This is a genomic window from Rhodoplanes roseus, from assembly GCF_003258865.1.
Classification (GTDB): Bacteria; Pseudomonadota; Alphaproteobacteria; order Rhizobiales; family Xanthobacteraceae; genus Rhodoplanes; species Rhodoplanes roseus.
In genome coordinates, this window is record NZ_NPEX01000592.1 from 1 (window position 1) to 1,059 (window position 1,059).

Sequence of the window (1,059 nt, forward strand, 5' to 3'; positions counted from 1 at the left end):
CCCCATTCAGGGGGAGGTGAAGGGCGGCGCGCGGACGTGATCACGACGGTTCGCATCACACCTTGCTCACGGCAGCGCGGCCCAGAAGGCCGTGGGGCATCAGGGCGAGGGCGGCGATCACCACCGAGAAGACGACGATCTGGGTGTAGGTCGAGCCCAGATACGCGGTCACCAGTGCCTCTGTGAGGCCGTAGATCAGGCCGGCCAGCACGACGCCCCAGGCCGAGCCGATGCCGCCCAGGATCGCCACCGCGAACGCCTTGATGCCGAACAGCGTGCCCATCTCGGAATGGACGCTGAAGAGCGGCGCGATCAAGAGGCCGGCGAGGCCGGCGAGCGCGGTGGACAGCATGAAGGCGGCCGCGACCACGCGGCGCACGTCGATGCCCATCAGACGCGCCGCGTCGGGGTTCTGGACCACCGCGAGCAGCGCCTTGCCGCGCCGCGTCTTTCGCAGCACCACATGCAGCAGCACGGCGATGCCGAGGCCGACCGCCGGGATGACGAGCTGCAGCGGATAGACGCCGGCGCCGAGGATCTCCACCGGCTTCGACGCCAGCGCGGAGGGAAAGCTGCGCGGCTCCTTGCCGAAGGTGAAAAGCACGGCATTGTCGAGCACGATGCCGCCCGCCACGGTCGCCATCAGCCAGGCGCCGGAGCCGCGATCGACGAAGGGCCGCACCAGAATGCGCTCGATCACCAGGCCGAACAGCGCACAGCAGGCGAGCGCGGCCACGGCGGCGGGCAGCAGCGGCCAGCCGTACTTCACCGCGAACGTGTAGCCCAGCACGGCGCCCAGCATCATGGCCGAGCCCTGCGCGAAGTTGACCGTGCCGGAGACCACATAGGTGACGTGGAAGCCGAGCGCGATCAGCCCGTACATGCTGCCGAGCCCGAGCCCGGACACGATCGACGAGGTGAGCAGCATCTCGTTCTCCCTCTCGCCCGGTCTCCGCTCGTTCACGCGCAAGCGGGACTCCAGGGGCCTCTTGCCGTGTCGCCCCTCGGTCCCGGCCTGCGCGGGGGCGGGCGGGCGGCACGCGTTCGGGTCTTACCCTC

1 protein-coding gene is annotated in these 1,059 nt (G+C 70.2%); it reads right to left on the minus strand.

Annotated features, from left to right (window positions below):
- Positions 1–55 precede the first annotated feature (55 nt).
- On the minus strand, positions 56–925 hold the full coding sequence (locus CH341_RS31465) for a branched-chain amino acid ABC transporter permease (RefSeq protein ID WP_111423655.1): 870 nt from the start codon (positions 923–925) through the stop codon (positions 56–58).
- Positions 926–1,059: the final 134 nt, after the last annotated feature.